This is a genomic window from Rhodanobacter fulvus Jip2 (assembly GCF_000264315.1).
GTDB classification, from domain to species: Bacteria; Pseudomonadota; Gammaproteobacteria; order Xanthomonadales; family Rhodanobacteraceae; genus Rhodanobacter; species Rhodanobacter fulvus.
In genome coordinates, this window is sequence record NZ_AJXU01000080.1 from 49,462 (window position 1) to 64,660 (window position 15,199).

At 65.3% G+C, this 15,199-nt stretch carries 13 protein-coding genes; 8 read left to right on the forward strand and 5 right to left on the reverse strand.

Features of this window, described 5'->3' with window-relative positions; genetic code table 11:
• Position 1 precedes the first annotated feature (1 nt).
• The 5 genes from sufB to UU9_RS16400 all read left to right on the forward strand — a co-directional run bounded on the left by sufB (position 2) and on the right by UU9_RS16400 (position 6,495).
• On the forward strand, positions 2 to 1,468 hold the full coding sequence (gene sufB, locus UU9_RS16380; protein ID WP_156804335.1) for a Fe-S cluster assembly protein SufB: 1,467 nt from the start codon (positions 2 to 4) through the stop codon (positions 1,466 to 1,468).
• A gap of 140 nt (positions 1,469 to 1,608) precedes the next feature.
• Positions 1,609 to 2,373 carry a Fe-S cluster assembly ATPase SufC gene (gene sufC / locus UU9_RS16385; protein WP_007082884.1) on the forward strand — a complete coding sequence of 255 codons (765 nt, stop codon included), beginning with the start codon at positions 1,609 to 1,611 and terminating at the stop codon, positions 2,371 to 2,373.
• Positions 2,370 to 3,674: a Fe-S cluster assembly protein SufD gene (gene sufD, locus UU9_RS16390; protein ID WP_007082885.1), complete on the forward strand. Its 1,305-nt coding sequence runs from the start codon at positions 2,370 to 2,372 to the stop codon at positions 3,672 to 3,674. Before sufC ends, sufD begins: the two co-directional genes overlap by 4 nt.
• A gap of 142 nt (positions 3,675 to 3,816) precedes the next feature.
• Positions 3,817 to 5,061: a cysteine desulfurase gene (locus tag UU9_RS16395; RefSeq protein ID WP_007082886.1), complete on the forward strand. Its 1,245-nt coding sequence runs from the start codon at positions 3,817 to 3,819 to the stop codon at positions 5,059 to 5,061.
• 36 nt (positions 5,062 to 5,097) lie between these two features.
• A complete protein-coding gene (locus UU9_RS16400; RefSeq protein WP_007082887.1) occupies positions 5,098 to 6,495 on the forward strand; it encodes a pyridoxal phosphate-dependent decarboxylase family protein in 1,398 nt (465 codons plus the stop codon).
• A gap of 68 nt (positions 6,496 to 6,563) precedes the next feature.
• Here the strand turns inward: UU9_RS16400 and UU9_RS16405 are convergent, their stop codons facing one another.
• The 5 genes from UU9_RS16405 to UU9_RS16425 form a co-directional block, all read right to left on the reverse strand.
• The gene (locus tag UU9_RS16405) at positions 6,564 to 7,301 is read right to left on the reverse strand and encodes a DNA-formamidopyrimidine glycosylase family protein (RefSeq protein WP_007082888.1); all 738 of its coding nucleotides are present in this window, start codon (positions 7,299 to 7,301) and stop codon (positions 6,564 to 6,566) included.
• 94 nt (positions 7,302 to 7,395) lie between these two features.
• Positions 7,396 to 7,869 carry a Csu type fimbrial protein gene (locus UU9_RS16410; protein ID WP_083839008.1) on the reverse strand — a complete coding sequence of 158 codons (474 nt, stop codon included), beginning with the start codon at positions 7,867 to 7,869 and terminating at the stop codon, positions 7,396 to 7,398.
• Positions 7,866 to 11,021 carry a fimbria/pilus outer membrane usher protein gene (locus tag UU9_RS16415; protein WP_162098780.1) on the reverse strand — a complete coding sequence of 1,052 codons (3,156 nt, stop codon included), beginning with the start codon at positions 11,019 to 11,021 and terminating at the stop codon, positions 7,866 to 7,868. Before UU9_RS16415 ends, UU9_RS16410 begins: the two co-directional genes overlap by 4 nt.
• 168 nt (positions 11,022 to 11,189) lie before the next feature.
• Positions 11,190 to 11,912, reverse strand: coding sequence for a fimbrial biogenesis chaperone (locus tag UU9_RS16420; protein WP_040671256.1), 723 nt, complete (start codon positions 11,910 to 11,912; stop codon positions 11,190 to 11,192).
• 5 nt (positions 11,913 to 11,917) lie between these two features.
• Positions 11,918 to 12,469 (reverse strand): Csu type fimbrial protein, encoded by a 552-nt coding sequence (locus UU9_RS16425; protein ID WP_007082892.1) that lies wholly within the window; start codon positions 12,467 to 12,469, stop codon positions 11,918 to 11,920.
• 550 nt (positions 12,470 to 13,019) lie between these two features.
• Between UU9_RS16425 and panE the strand changes: the two genes are divergently transcribed.
• The 3 genes from panE to UU9_RS16440 all read left to right on the forward strand — a co-directional run bounded on the left by panE (position 13,020) and on the right by UU9_RS16440 (position 14,929).
• Positions 13,020 to 13,955: a 2-dehydropantoate 2-reductase gene (gene panE / locus UU9_RS16430; protein ID WP_007082893.1), complete on the forward strand. Its 936-nt coding sequence runs from the start codon at positions 13,020 to 13,022 to the stop codon at positions 13,953 to 13,955.
• Between the two features lie 99 nt (positions 13,956 to 14,054).
• On the forward strand, positions 14,055 to 14,603 hold the full coding sequence (locus UU9_RS16435) for a GNAT family N-acetyltransferase (RefSeq protein ID WP_007082894.1): 549 nt from the start codon (positions 14,055 to 14,057) through the stop codon (positions 14,601 to 14,603).
• 11 nt (positions 14,604 to 14,614) lie between these two features.
• Positions 14,615 to 14,929, forward strand: a complete 315-nt coding sequence (locus UU9_RS16440) for a non-heme iron oxygenase ferredoxin subunit (RefSeq protein ID WP_040671276.1) — start codon at positions 14,615 to 14,617, stop codon at positions 14,927 to 14,929.
• Positions 14,930 to 15,199 lie beyond the last annotated feature (270 nt).

A 15,199-nucleotide genomic window follows, 5' to 3' on the forward strand; every position in this document is an offset into this window, starting at 1 on the left:
CATGACCATCGAAAGCAGCACCGCCACCACCTTGCGCGACAACGTGGATGTGGCCGAAGCCCTGGGCCGCAGCTACGCCGCCGGCTTCGTCACCGACATCGAGATGACCGGCCTGCCGCCGGGGCTGGACGAGGGCACCGTGCGCGCGATTTCCGCCGTGAAGCGCGAGCCGGAGTGGATGACCGAGTGGCGGCTGGAAGCGTTCCGCCACTGGCAGACCATGCCGAAACCCGACTGGGCCAAGCTCAACATCGACCCGATCGACTACCAGGCGATCAGCTACTACGCCGCGCCCAAGAAGCAGCCCAAATCGCTGGACGACGTCGACCCCGCGCTGCTGGAAACCTACGAGAAACTGGGCATCCCGCTGCACGAACGCGCCGCGCTGGCCGGCGTGGCGGTGGATGCGGTATTCGACTCCGTCTCCGTCGGCACCACCTTCCGCAAGCAGCTGGCCGATGCCGGCGTGCTGTTCTGCTCGATGAGCGAGGCGATCCGCGAATACCCCGAGATCGTGCGCAAATACCTGGGCAGCGTGGTGCCCACCGGCGACAACTTCTTCGCCGCGCTGAACTCGGCGGTGTTCTCCGACGGCAGCTTCGTGTTCATACCCAAGGGCGTGCGTTGCCCGATGGAATTGAGCACGTATTTCCGCATCAACGCGCAGAATACCGGCCAGTTCGAGCGCACCCTGATCATCGCCGAGGAAGGCAGCCACGTTTCCTACCTCGAAGGCTGCACCGCGCCCAAGCGCGACGAAAACCAGCTGCACGCAGCGGTGGTCGAACTGGTGGCGCTGGAAGGCGCCAAGATCAAGTACTCCACCGTGCAGAACTGGTATCCCGGCGACGAGAACGGCGTGGGCGGCATCTACAACTTCGTCACCAAGCGCGGCGACTGCCGCGGCGACGACAGCAAGATCTGCTGGACGCAGGTGGAAACGGGTTCGGCGATCACCTGGAAATACCCCAGCGTGATCCTGCGCGGCGACCGCTCGGTGGGCGAGTTCTACTCGGTGGCGCTCACCCACCATTTCCAGCAGGCCGACACCGGCACCAAGATGATCCACCTGGGCAAGCACACCAAGTCCAAGATCGTCTCCAAGGGCATCAGCGCGGGCAAGAGCTCCAACAGCTACCGCGGCCTGGTGAAGATGGAGAAGGGCGCCGAGGGCGCGCGCAACTACACCCAGTGCGACAGCCTGCTGATCGGCAAGCAGTGCGGCGCGCACACCTTCCCGTACATGGAAGTGAAAAACCCCACCGCCATCGTGGAGCACGAGGCCACCACCTCGAAGATCTCCGACGACCAGATGTTCTACTGCCGCGCCCGCGGCATCCCCGAAGAGGATGCCGTCTCGATGATCGTCGACGGCTTCTGCAAGCAGGTCTTCCGCGAACTGCCGATGGAGTTCGCGGTGGAAGCAAAGAAGCTGCTTGAGGTATCGCTGGAAGGCGCCGTCGGCTAGAGAATTCCCTTCTCCCTCCGGGAGAAGGTGCCCGAAGGGCGGATGAGGGTACGGGCTTGCACGGAAGTTTGCGCAAGCCCCGAACCCTCTCCCCACCCCCTCTCCCAGCGGGAGAGGGGCTAAAGAAACCAGGAACAACCATGCTGAAAATCGAAAACCTCCACGCCCGCGTCGAAGGCAAGGAAATCCTCAAAGGCCTCAGCCTCGAAGTGAACGCGGGTGAAGTACACGCGATCATGGGCCCCAACGGCGCCGGCAAATCCACCCTCGGCAACGTGCTGAGTGGCCGCGATGGCTATGAAGTGACGGCCGGCACGGTCTCCTACAACGGCATCGACCTGCTCACGATGGTGCCGGAAGCGCGCGCGGCCGCCGGTGTGTTCCTGGCATTCCAGTACCCGGTGGAAATTCCCGGCGTCAACAACACCTATTTCCTGCGCGCCGCGTTGAACGCACAGCGCAAGGCGCGCGGCGAGAAGGAGCTCGATTCGATGCAGTTCCTGAAGCTGGTGCGCGAGAAGCTGAAGGTGATGCAGATCTCCGACGAGCTGCTGCATCGCGCCGTCAACGAGGGCTTCTCCGGCGGTGAAAAGAAGCGCAACGAGATCTTCCAGATGGCCGTGCTGGAGCCGCAGCTGGCGATCCTGGACGAGACCGACTCGGGCCTGGACATCGACGCGCTGAAACACGTGGCCGACGGCGTCAACGCGCTGCGCTCGCCCGATCGCGCGTTCCTGATGATCACCCACTACCAGCGCCTGCTCGACTACGTGGTGCCCGACGTGGTGCACGTGCTGGCTGGCGGCCGCATCGTGGAAACCGGCGACAAGTCGCTGGCGCTGGAGCTGGAAGCGCACGGCTACGCCGGCATCGCCGAGCGCCAGCCTGCGGGAGCCTCGGCATGAGCGAGCCGGCACTGCTGCCGCTGGTCGCCTCGCTGGTCGACGCGCCGCTGCCCGTCAGCGGCATCGCCTGGCTGGATGCGATGCGGCGCGACAACCACGAGATCTTCGTCGCCGGCGGCTTGCCGCTGGCGCGGGTGGAAGCGTGGAAATACACCGCCCTGCGCGGCCTGGCGCGACGGCCATTCGTCGATGGCGACGAGGCTGCATTGACGCGCGCGGTCGATCCTTCGGCGCTGGCGTTGCCCGGTGTCGATGGGGCGCGGCTGGTGTTCGTCAATGGCGCGTTTCGTGCCGACCTGTCCGCCCTGGATGCCTTGCCGGCCGGCCTCACGTTGCAACCGCTGTCGCAGGCGTTGCATGCCGATCCGGACCCGTTGCGTTTCGTGCTGTCGCGTCGGCATTACGAAGCCGACGAGGCGTTCACCCAGATCAACGCGGCCCATGCCCGCGACGGCGCCGTGCTGAGGGTGGCCGACGGCGTGAAGATCGACGCGCCGTTGCATCTGGTCTTCCTGGGCGCGCCCGCCGAGGGCGACCTGGCCTGGCACCTGCGCAACGTGATCGAACTGGGCGAGGGCGCCACGCTGACACTGGTCGAGCATCATCTGGCCAGCGGCGAGCAAGCGCATCTTTCCACCGTGGTGGGCGACATCGAATTGCGCGAAGGCGCGCACCTGCATCACACCGTGCTGCAGCAGGCCGCCAGCGGCGCCAGCCTGATCCGCCGCACCAGCTTGCGCCTGCACGCACGCGCCCACGCCACGCTGCATCTGGCCGAACTGGGTGGCGCGCTGGTGCGGCACGACCTGCGTGCGGAACTGATCGGCGATGGCGCGCAACTGGAAACCCGCGGCGTGTTCATGCCGCACGGCCGCCAGCATGTGGACACGCAACTGGCGATCCGCCACCAGGCGCTGAACACCGCCTCCAGCTCGACCTGGCGCGGCGTGGCCAGCGATCGCGCCCGCGGTGTGTTCCGCGGCGCCATTGTGGTGGCGCCGGGCGCCGACGGCAGCGACGCCAACCTCAGCAACAAGAACCTGCTGCTGTCCGGCAGCGCCGAGATCGACACCAAACCCGAGCTCGAGATCTACGCCGACGAGGTGAAGGCCGCGCACGGCGCCACCGTCGGCCAGCTCGACGAGCGTTCGCTGTTCTACCTGCGTTCGCGCGGCATTCCGCTGGCCGAGGCACGCGCGCTGCTGACCGCCGCCTTCTGCCGCGCGGTGCTGGACGATCTGCCGAATGAGGCGTTGCGCGAGCATCTTTCGTCGCTGCTGATCGACCAGCTCCCTGCTTGACGCTTTTATCTCCTCCCCCTGCTTTGCAGGGGGAGGCTGGGAGGGGGTAACGCTTTTGATCTGAAGATCAAGATCAAGAGCAACCCCTCCCCAACCCTCCCCTGCAAAGCAGGGGAGGGAGCCACTCACGGAAACATCGAAGATGAACGCACAACCCACGCCCCCCACCGTCTTCGACGTCCAGCGCGTCCGCGCGGATTTCCCGCTGCTGACGCGCAGCGTGCACGGCAAGCCGCTGGTGTATTTCGACAACGCCAACACCAGCCAGAAACCGGCGTCGGTGATCGAGGCGATGGACGAACACTACCGCCGCCACAACGCGAACGTGGCGCGCGCCGTGCACCAACTGGGCGAGGAATCCACCGCGGCTTACGAGGGTGCCCGCGACAAGCTGGCGCGCTTCATCAATGCGCCGTCGCGCGATGAGCTGATCCTCACCTCCGGCACCACCCAGTCGATCAACCTGGTCGCCTACAGCTACGCATTGCCGGGGCTGAAGAGCGGCGACACCATCCTCACCACGGTGATGGAGCACCATGCCAACATCGTGCCGTGGCAGTTGGTGGCCGCGCGCAGCGGCGCCACGGTGAAGGCCGCGCCCATCGACGAGCGCGGCGAACTGGACGTGGAGCAATACATCGCGATGCTCACGCCGGAGGTGAAGCTGGCCTGCGTGGCCCACGTCTCCAACGTGCTGGGCACGGTGAACCCCGTACGCGAGATCGCCCGCGAATGCCGCAAGCGCGGCATCCCCCTGCTAGTGGATGGCTCGCAGGCGGTACCGCACCGGCCGGTGGACGTGCAGGCGCTGGGCTGCGATTTCTACGCCGTCACCGGGCACAAGATGCTGGGCCCCACCGGCACCGGCGCGCTGTGGGCGAAGCGCGAACACCTGGAGGCGATGCCACCGTTCTTCGGCGGCGGCGACATGATCCGCGAAGTGCGCTTCAACGGCACCACCTTCGCCGACGTGCCGCACAAATTCGAGGCCGGCACGCCGAATATCGCCGGCTTCGTGGGCCTGAGTGCGGCCATCGATTATTACGATTCGCTGGGTTTCGAGGCGATCCACACGTGGGAGCAGCAACTGCTGGCCTACGCCACCGAACGCCTGCGCGAAGTGCCCGGCCTGCGCATCTTCGGCGAAGCGGCGCAAAAGGAGCCGGTGATCTCGTTCCTGCTGGAAGGCGCCCAAGCCAGCGACATGGCCACGCTGCTGGATCTGCAAGGCGTCGCCGTGCGCTCGGGCCACCATTGCGCGCATCCGCTGATGCAGTTCTACGGCGTGCCCGCCACGCTGCGCGCCTCGCTGGCGTTCTACAACACGCGCGAGGAAATCGACGCGTTCGTGGTGGCCTTGCTGAAGGTGCGCAAGCTGCTGATGTGACCGCGGCGCAGACCGCGTTTTTCCAAAGGCGAATCCATGCATCCCACGCTGAGCGGCGACCTGGCCGACTTCGACGCCATCCTCGATCGTGCTCGCGAGATGGCCGGCACTTATCTGCACGAATTGCCGCAACGTCCGGCCGCCGCCAACCTGCCGGTCGGTCTGTCATTGCGCACGTCGTTGCCGGCACGCGGCCTTGGCGCGCACGCCGCACTGCAGCGTTTCGAGCAGGACTGGCTGCCGTTGATGTCCGGCAGCCCGGGGCCGCGTTATTTCGGTTTCGTGGTTGGCGGCGCCACGCCCGCCGCGCTGGCGGCCGACTGGCTGGTGAGCAGCTACGACCAGAACGCCCAGCGCAACGGCGACACCGGCGCGGCGGCGATCGAGGCGCAGGCGGTGGACCTGCTGCGCCAGTTGCTGCATTGGCCGCAACACTGGACGGGCCTGTGCGTCACCGGCGCCACCATGGCCAACTATGTGGGCATGGCGTTGGCGCGACAGTGGTACGGAAAACAGCACGGCCGCGACGTCGCCGTCGACGGTGTGTGGGGCCTGCCGCCGATGACGGTGTTCGCCGGCGCGAGCCATTCGAGTACATCGAAGGCGCTGAGCATGGCCGGCATCGGTCACGGGCAATTGCATGCGCTGCCCTTGCTGCCGGGGCGCGAGGCGCTGGACGTGGCGGCACTCGAACGCGCGCTGGTGGCGCACGGCGGCGCGCCATGCACGGTGGTGGCCAGCGCCGGCACGGTGAATACAGTGGATTTCGACGACCTCGCGGCCATCGCCGCGTTGAAGGCGCGCCACCCGTTCTGGCTGCACGTGGACGCTGCATTCGGCGGTATCGCCGCGGCTTCCGACAAGTATCGAGGGCTGCTGGAAGGCATCGAGGTCGCCGATTCGGTGACCGTGGATGCGCACAAGTGGCTCAACGTGCCCTACGACTGCGCGCTGACCTATACCGCGCACCTGCCGCTGCAACTGGAAGTCTTCCAGAACCGCTCGGCCTACCTGCCGGCACCGCTGGCGGTGGAGGACAACTACCTGCACCTGGCGCCGGAGAACTCCCGCCGCTTCCGTGCGCTGCCACTGTGGATGACCCTGCTGGCCTATGGTCGCGAGGGCCATGCGGAGCTGGTCGAACGCAATTGCGCGTCGGCGCAACGACTGGGTGAATTGCTGGGGGGCGATCCGCTGTTCCGGCTGGTCGCGCCGGTGCGGCTCAACGTGGTGTGTTTCACGCTGGCCAACGGCGATGCGGCAGGCTTGCAGCGGCTGCACAAGGCCTTGCATGAGGACGGCACCGCGTACCTGTCGCCATCGACGCTGGACGGACGGCCGATGCTGCGCGCGGCGTTGTGCAACTGGCGCACCACCGATGCCGATGTCGAGCAGACGTATGCGGCGCTGAAACGGCTGGCGACGGCTGGCTGAGCCAGGCGACCCGACATGCTCAAAAATTGCGGAGTTCGTGATGTCCAGCGGAGGTCTGCCGCAGCGGTTCATCCTTCGCCGTAACGTTTCTGGCATCGCTCGCAAAAGAAGCTGCGCCGATTGGTCTTGCCCAGATACGCGCGGGTCAACGGTATGTCGTGGCGCGGGCAGCATTTCCGGTTGTGCACCAACCAGTGCTTGCGCAGCACGTATGCTTTCTTCCACGCCAGAAATTCGAAGCTGTATTCGCGCGCCTGCTTCACCAGTTCACCCAGCTTGCGCGGCGGCAGCGCGCCCACAGTGGACAGCGGGTGCACGCGGATGCGGTACAGCACTTCGTTCTTGATGATGTTGCCCACGCCGGCGAACACGTTCTGGTCCAGCAGCGCGTCGCACACCAGCGTGTCGGGCATCGCGCGCAGCTTGCGCCGGGCCAGCGCGGGATCCCACGTATCCGACATCACGTCGCCGCGCCAGTCGTAGAGATCATCCAGATCGCCGTCCAGCAATCGCACCGAGCAGGTATAGAAATTCAGCTCGCCGTTGTCGAAGCCCAGGCTCAGCCGCGGCACCGCTTCCTTACGTTCGTTGATGCGGTAACTGCCAAACATCAGCAGGTGGATGCGGATAGCGACGTCGGGCAGCTCGATCAGCGTCTGCTTGCCGAAACTGCGCAGGCTTTCGACGCGCTTGCCTGGCAGGCGTGTCATGTCGATCTTCGCGTTGCCTTCGGCCCTGAGGATGCGCTGGCCGACGAAGCCGGCCGCTTCCTCGCGCAGGATGACGATGGAGGGACCTTCCGGCATGGGGGTTTCTGCGCAGCGACGACCGGTGGATTCTGTTCGGAGGGGTGCCGAGGGGGAGTGAAAACCTGTACGGCGCATCGCCCGTGGTTATCGCTCAGAAGGAAAGCGTCACGGTGATCGCATCGTTGTACACGCCGATGTACGGGTTTTGTCCCGCGGGCACGCTGCCGTACACGGTCCGGTCCACCTCGATGCCGCTGTCGCCAACCGCCGTGCTGCCGCCGCTGCCATCGCCCCAGACCATGGTCCGCGTGGGGTCGGTGTAGAGGTTGTAGAAGAGCTGGTGCGCGCCGTTCTGCATGCTGCGTGCGGCGAAGGTGCCTGTCCCTGGACTCAGTGCGATGGTGAAACTGCTGCTGACATCGCAGGTCACGATGACGTGGCCGACGCTTTCCAGGTCCTGACTGCTCTGAAAATCGTAGTTGCCGAAATCCAGCGGCTGGACGCTGAGGTTGCAGATTGCCGCGTGAAGCGGTGCCACGGCCAGCATCCCCATGGCGCCCAGCAGGCATGCCAGTCGCTGGCGTGCAGGATGAACGGCTATTGGCCCGAGGTATGGAGGGCTCATGGATCGATCCCCTGGCAGGTGACCGGCCCCAGGCGGGGCAGCGGGTCGGTGGTATCCGGGAAGCTTATCGTCATGTCGCAGCTCTGTCCGTTCCAGGTGGCGTGCAGGCGGCTGGTTTCGCCCAGCCCGGTCAGGTAGACCTCGCCACGCAGGCCTACCGGGAAAACCGTTGCCTGGGTGTCGACGGTCACTTCGGCACCAGCGGGAAGATCGCTGCCGTCATCCAGCTGGATGACGACGATCGCCCCGCGCGAACGGGTGACGGGGAAAGTCAGCGCCAGCGCGCTGTGGTAGTACGGCACCGCGTCGAGTTGCAGCCCTTTGATTTGTGCATCCATCGGCAGGTCGGCCTGTTCGATGCGGATCGGGTTTTTCTGATACGGCCGCAGGCGCGGCACCAACGCATAACCATCGCTGTCGGTGCTGCCGATTTTCTGGTTGTCGGCATAGACGCGCACGTCGGCAAAGCCCGGCACCTGGACCACCGCAAAGCTGCCGTCGATGTGGCGACTGGGAAATATCTTGCCGCTCAGCAGCGCAATCCCGCCGCGGACGCCCGCCTGATACGCCTGCCCGTCCGGGTTCGATGCCACGCCAAAGTTGTAGGTACCCACACCGTTCTGCAAGCTGAGCTCGGCCTGGCGCGGATCGCTCGCGGCAAGCCCGGCCTGCAGGCGATAACCCATGCCGGTACCCACCGGCAGGTTGTGCCGATATTGCACGGTGCCGCGGCTGTCACCGGCGCGGCTCTGGCCGCTGAAGCTGGCGCTGTCGGCCGCACCAAATGGCACGGTGAGGCTGAGTGAGAACAGCGGCGAAGGATCGCCGCCGAGAAACTGCAGCGCGGACAGCGAGAGATAGCCCAGCCAACCGACCGAACGGTTGTAGTTCACGCCCACCAGCTCGACGTCGTCCTGGCCGCGAAAATCCTGGTGCGTGTAATTCAGACCCAACGAGCCGAAACGGCCGACACTGGCACTCACGAATGCGCTGGAGGTCTGCCGCGGCGGACGCGCCGTCGGCAGATAACCCAGCTGGATGAAGCCGTCGGTGGTCAGCTGGGTTCGGGCGCCGTAGCTGATGTAGCGGGACTGATGCTGGATGCCCAATTCCATCAGCGCGCCCGTGCCCGCGCGATCGTGGCTGCCAGCTACGGAAGCCGTCAGCACGCCGACGTTGCCCAGCAATATCGTGCTGCCGATGCCCAGGGTCTGCTGCCCGCGAGTGGCCTCCACATGCAGCTCGCCGGTGAACCGGTCGGAAAAGCCGCGCCGCTCGGTGGCGGCAGCGACCAGCCGTCCATAGTCGTTGCTGACCCGACCGTAGTTCTCGCGCTCGAAACCCACTTCGTAGGAGTAGTCGCGCAGCCCCGACGCCAGCAGGCCGCCGCTGGCATAGAACGGCTGGGTCACCACCTGTTCGCGGCCCAGCATGTCGCGCACCACCATTCGGATGTCACCCTGGCCGGTGACGATGGGAAGATCCTGGATGGTGAACGGCCCGCTGGGTACATCCCGCCGCAGTCGCAAGACGTTGTTGACGTAGAAATCCACGGTCGACGGCTCCGCCGCCACGCCGCCCAGCGTGGGCAGCGGAAAGCTGATGAAGCCCGGCTGGGTTGCGAAGTTGGTACCCCATTGCACGCCGCCGAAACGTACGCCGCGGCCCCAACTACTGGGCGCGCTGATCACGTCGCCCAAGCGCAGGCTGGCCATGTCCGCCGGGCGGTCGTGGGTCCAGGTGGTGTCCAGGCGCAGCGTCCGATTTCTGCCATCGCGATGTCGCGCCAGGAATGTACTCGAACCGCTACCCCAGCCGCCAAATACGCCCGCCTCCAGCAACGCGTTGACGTGCGACGACCCATGCGCGCCGCGTGCGCCGAAGATGTCGTAATTGACGTAGCCGCCGGGCGGCGAAGGCGTCGGCTGGTCGGCGGCGCGCGAGATGCCGCTGAAATGGGTGGCTGCGAACCGGCTCGCCGATACGTCCAGCAGCAGCGTGCCTTGCGACGGGTCGATCCGATAAGTCAGCCCCGCGATCGCCGACAGCGGAAGGTAGTCGTCCGTGCCATGGGTGACTGCGACGACGTCGGCGACCGGGATGCGCCAGCGTTCGAGGTCGGCGGCGCGAACCAGCACATTTCCGCTGGCATCCTGCAGCACCAGCACGGTGTCCTCGGGCGTGCCATTCACATGCACCTCGAACCAGGCCTCCGTCAGGGCGTCGCTGGTATCCCGCGATGGCGCAGCGACAGGTGCAGGCGGCATCGGCGCGGGCGTCGCCACGGTCGTACTGGAGACCGCGTCCACAGAGGCGGGTGGCGTATCCAGCGGGGGTACCGGCATGGTCACGGTTGGAACGATGTCCACCACCAGCCGATAGGTGTGATTGTTGACCGGTGCGAGATGGAAAATCTGCAGGGCGATGGCGGTCGGCGTGGTCAGATCCATGCGCGTAACGGCCGCATCGCGACTGAACCGGACCGACGTCAGAAACGGGTTGCGCCTGATCTTGTCCGGCAGGCTTTGCAATACCGCATCCAGCACAACGTCCCCCAGGTCGACGGCGAGCGTTTCACCGGGCTCGGTCGGGTTGATGACACGAGCCTGGATGGGACGGTCAGACTCCAGCACCAGCCGGACGCGGTCCGGTACCAGCGCTGCCTGGACGTTGCTCACGTGGACCACGCCCGGTGCCGCAGGCGTTGCCACAGCGTCGGAGGGGATCAGTCCAACGGTGGAGTTTTCCTGACCTGGTTCCACCGGATCGCGGTAGAAATCCATCACCAGACGGTCAGCGTGACCATCGCCGGAGCGCAGGTTGAACATCCGCGGCGTGATGCTCGTTGGCGCGGTCAGCTCCATCCGCGTGCCAGTGCCTGTGGGAGAAAGCCGGACACCGGCGATGAAGGGATTGTTCGCACCGATCGCCTTGCCCAGGCCGGCGAGGGTCTGCCCCATCGACACGTCATCGAGATCGACGACCAGCGCGCCGGTACGTGCATCACGCTCCATCCGGGCGCGGATCGGCTTGTCCGATTCCAGCACCAGCCGGGTGTGTTCCGTATCCAAACCCACACGTACAGCCTGCACCTCGACTGCCGCCTTCGACGTATCGGGCACAGTGGCCAACAGCACGGCAAGACATGCCACGGCGGCGCTGGTTCTGTGCGCGGGTACGAAAGAACGACGGAGGTCGGCACGCAGGCCAACACGTGGGGAAACAGGCGTGACTGCGGCGGGCCCCGAACGCGTCATCTTCCACTGGGCGCGGATCGCACCCGTTCGGACTGCAATGGCGGCGTCTGGATCACGGTCCGCTTACTTTTCGGCCACGATCAGGTCGGTCTGCATGCTGCGGCCATCGGACTGTGCAGCAAGATGCAGTTTGCTGCCGGGCGCGATCGGGGTGTTCAACAGCCAATTGCGTGTGGCGCCGGGCAACACGTAAACGATGTGGTCTTCCATAGGTACGGGGTTTTTGCCCGACGTGGTGGAAAGCTTGAAGTGGCTCAGGCGTGCGTGTGTCTGGCCTCGGTTGGTCACATGGATCCGGGTCTGGCCTGTGGCGGTTCGCTCCGCCTGCCATTCCAGTTGCGGCACCGCCCCTCCATGTTTGAGGACGAAAATCGGCAGACTGATCTGCAGATTCATCCGCAAACCGCTGAAACCGGGTTTGGGAGGTGGCGGCACTTCACGCAAAAACAGTCGATAGGCCCGTTCAGTGGTGTCGGGCGGCCGCCGCGATCCCACGCGGACCACCTGGGTGCCACCCGGGGCAATCGTGAAGATGGGTGGTGTCGCCAGGATGTCCGTGGTCGGAAGGTACTTGTCCTCGCCATTCGGCTGTGACCAGCCCATGGCCTCGAGCTGGATCACCGCCGCTTCCGTACCTGTATTGCGCACAGTCAACGCCCCGACTGGCTGGCCTCGTGTCAACGTTGCCGATACCGGGCTGACCTGGAACGATCCGGCGATCGCCGAGCTGACGGCGATCGCGAAAAGAACCAGGCCGCAAGCGGCCTGGGAGAGAATCGTTCTCATGGTTTTCAGAAAGTCACCGTGACCAATACGGTATCGGAGTAGGTGTCCGCTTTGACGTTTTGGCCTTTGGGTGCACTTCCGTATACGACGACGGAATCCGAGGCGCCGGTTCCCGTGACCACCTGCCCGGTCCCCGCGTCATTGCCCCAGACCGTGGCGCAGGCGGTGCTGTCCTGGCACAGGCTGTAAGAGAGATACTCGTCGGTATTGGTCGCGCCAACCATCCGGCGCAGCGGCGCGGTATCCGTGGAGCCGGTGTCGGAATTGGCACCTTGGCCGAGCGTGATGGTCGCACTGGAGCCATTGGTGCAGGTGGTGGCAATGGCGCCGGAACTCGTCGTGAGATCGATGCCCGTGCTGGCGTTGTCCGCTACCGGATCGTAGGTGCCGAAGGCTACCTCGGTGGTCGAGTCCACAGTGCAGCTCGCGGTGACGGTGGCGGAAACGGACAGATTATCGGTGTCGGTGCCGGCGATGGCCGTGCCGCTGACGGCAGCAAACGCCGCGATCAGCGCCGCGGCGACGGTGGAGCGGGTAAAGCGCGTTTTGGTTTGCATGTTTGTTTTCCCCTGCAAGTAATGTGACCGCCATTGAGGCTGGGTCAATCACGAAGTACCGCGGTTGAAGGAATTGTCGAAAACGTGTCGTCTGATGGTGTGCCAGACCGGCTTGAAACCCGATGCAAGAAGCAGGCTAAAACGCGAATTTCCGGATGCATGAAAATCTCCAGCCAGAAAAAATGTGACACACATCTCATTTTCTTCGGGTATGGGGGAGGCCGGTCCGTTGCTTGGCTTTGAATGGGTATCTCCCTCGTCAATTCATCGGCGTCGGAGAAAAACTCTTGAGTTCGCATGGAAAGACAGACGATTGAAAGTCATGGGGTTGGCGCGCTCAGTGGATGGAAATTGTCGCGCTTGTTTCGCCGCCTTCATATTCGAGTGCTTGCGTCACTCCCCGGTTTTTATTCGCTGCCATTGGCCATGCCGCGGCTGGCACGCAAACCACCAATGTTTCCAAATGCGAGTCAATGTGCCGTGGAGTGGGAAGATGTCTTGTAGTCGGTCGGACGCGTGCATCGACCGCAACCTCCACGGAGTCTGAGTCATGCGTATTCTGGTTATCGGTGCCGGTGCCACCGGCGGTTATTTCGGCGGGCGTCTGCTGCAGCACGGACGCGACGTCACGTTCCTGGTGCGCGAGCGTCGTGCGGCGCAACTGGCGCAGCACGGCCTGGCGATCCACAGCTTCGCTGGCGATGTGAATCTCCCGGCGCCGCCGACCGTGTTGGCGACGGAGCTGCGCGAGCCGTACGACCTGATCCTGCTCAGCTGCAAGGCCTACGGCCTGGAGCAAGCGATGGCGGATATCGCACCGGCGGTGGGGCCGGATACCGTGATCCTTCCGCTGCTGAACGGCATGCGCCAGCTCGACCTGCTGGAGGCGCGTTTCGGCGCGCAGCATGTGCTGGGCGGGCAGTGCGTGATCGCCGCCACGCTGGATGCGGATGGCGCCGTGCAGCATCTGAATCAGACGCACGGCCTCACCTTTGGCGAACGCGATGGCAGCGCGTCCGAACGCATGCAGCGCATCACGCGCGAGCTGAGCGACGCGGGCTTCGATGCTCGCCCAAGCCAGCACGTGCTGCAGGACATGTGGGACAAATGGGTGTTCCTGGCGTCGCTGGCCGGCATCACTTGCCTGATGCGCGGCCCGGTCGGCGCTATCGTCGCCGCACCCGGCGGTACCGAGGCGGCGCTGGCGTTGCTGGAGGAATGCCGCGCGGTGGCGGAACGCGCCGGCCACGCGCCGGGCGAGGCCATCCTGCAACGCGCCCGCGGCGTGCTCACCGAGGCCGGTTCGGACCTCACCGCGTCGATGCTGCGCGACCTGCAGCACGGCCATGCGATCGAGGCCGACCACGTCATCGGCGACATGCTGGCGCGTGCCGATCCGCAGCAGGCCGCGTCGTCGCTGTTGGCGGTGGTCTACGCTCACCTGAGGGTGTACGAGGCGGGCCGGACGGATACACGACCAGCCTGATGGTTTGCCATCTGGCCATGCGCCAGAAGTGTCCAGGCCCATCTGCCACATGCCGCAGATCATGGTGGCCGGACGCAGCCGCGCACTATCATCCGCGGCATGACCGAACCTGATGACCTGACCTTTCGCACGGCGCGCGCCGCCGATGCCGCCGCCATCGTCGCGCTGGTGGAATCCGCCTATCGCGGCGAATCGGGCCTGCGCGGCTGGACCACCGAATCGAACCTGCTCGACGGCCGGCGCACCAATATCGACGACGTGCTGACGTTGATCGCCGGGCCGCACAGCCAACTGCTGCTGGCCGAACGCGGCGGCAAATTGATGGCCTGCTGCCAACTGGAGCGCCGGGACGACAGCGGTTATTTCGGCATGTTCGCCGTCGACCCGCTGGCGCAGGGCGCGGGCCTGGGCAAACGCGTGCTGGCCGAGGCCGAGCGCATCGTGGGCGAAACCTGGGGCTGCGCCACGTTGCGCATGACGGTAATCGTGCAGCGCGATGAACTCATCGCCTGGTATGGCCGCCGCGGTTACCGGCGCACCGGGCAGTTCGAACCATTTCCCTATGGCGACGAGCGTTTCGGGATTCCGCGCCGCGACGACCTGCGCTTCGAAGTACTGTTGAAGAACCTGACGGAGGCCGCGGCATGAACGACGGGGACATGAACGACTGGATCCGCGTCGGCACGCGCAGCGATTTCCTGCCCGGCGAATACAAGGTCGTGTGGGACGGCGACACGCCGATCGCCGTGTACAACATCGACGGCGCGCTCTACGCCATCGAAGACACCTGCACCCACGACGGCGGCGACCTCGCCGGTGGCGAGGTGTTCGGCTTCGAAGTGGAGTGCCCGCGCCACGGCGCGCGCTTCGACGTGCGTACCGGCGCGGTCACCAAACCGCCGGCGTACGAGCCGATCGCCAGTTTCCCCGTGCGCGAGGACGACGGCGCCATCTGGACACGCGACGACCGTTGATATTTGCTACGCCGCCGGAATTTGCCGGTCTACCGTAGGGACGCGGCAGGCTCCGGTTTTCAAGGAGGCGCACCTGCTGATGTTCCTTCTTGCGTGCATTGCGGCCGAGCGCCGGCGGATGGCTGGCGGCCTACGATTTCTGATTGTTGCGACTGATTCTTATTTAGTGTCTAATCGCCCCAGTCACGCGGCCCGCTATGGTTGGCTGCGTTTTGATCGAAAAGAGCCGTTTTTGCGTGGCCTTGTTGCTGCGGGAAGGGCTGCGGGTCA